Below are 788 nucleotides of genomic sequence, written 5' to 3'. Positions count from 1 at the left end.
GGCGTTAGCATTCAAGGAGAAAAGTTTGCACATTCCAGGGAAGTTTAAGCAAGATAATATTGATGTACTTGTCAATCTGATGCGTGAATATCCATTCGCAACAGTCATTACCTCTTCAAATTCAGCAATCGAGGCTAATCATCTTCCTTTATCTTTAATAGAGTTGGACGGTAAGTTACGTTTAAAGGGGCACATAGCTAAGGTCAATTCAGTTTGGCAAACCGCTAATCCAGCATCTGAGGTTCTGGTGATTTTTAACGGTCCAAATAGCTATGTATCTCCCAGTTACTATCCGACTAAGAAAGAGAATGGTAAGGCTGTACCGACATGGAATTATATTGTGGTGCATGTGAAGGGAAAAGTTCGATTTATTCACGAACCACAATGGATATTGGAGGTTCTCGAGCAGTTAACATCGGAACATGAGCAAGGGCAATCGGTGCCGTGGTCAATGTCAGATGCGCCGGAGGGATACATTCATAAAATGTTGCCTGCGGTAGTAGGTGTTGAAATTGAGGTAGAGTCACTCAGTGGTCAATGGAAATTAAGCCAGAATCATCCAGAGATAAATCAACAGGGTGTTGTTGAAGGCTTGTCATCCAAAGATGATACAAACTCACAGGTTATCGCTTCACTTATGAGCGCTAATCTTTGACAAGAATGCTAACAAACGCCTCAAGAGGGACTGTCAACGCGCGGCGTTTCCAGTCCCAATGAGCCGCGGTGGTTGCAGTTGTTGTGTTTGGGTTTAGTGGTAATGCGTTGTCAGCCCCTTAGGCGGGCGTTAG

1 protein-coding gene is annotated in these 788 nt (G+C 43.9%); it reads left to right on the top strand.

Translation table 11 applies throughout. The features are described 5' to 3' along the window. Positions 1 to 655, top strand: a 655-nt coding sequence (locus EXA13_RS16615) for an FMN-binding negative transcriptional regulator (RefSeq protein ID WP_238134098.1), incomplete at its 5' end; no start/stop codon positions are given. Positions 656 to 788 lie beyond the last annotated feature (133 nt).

The sequence above is a fragment of the Vibrio cincinnatiensis genome (assembly GCF_022113815.1).
Classification (GTDB): Bacteria; Pseudomonadota; Gammaproteobacteria; order Enterobacterales; family Vibrionaceae; genus Vibrio; species Vibrio cincinnatiensis_A.
The sequence above is the reverse complement of the archived record's forward strand: the minus strand, read 5'-3'. Positions and strand labels throughout refer to the sequence as shown.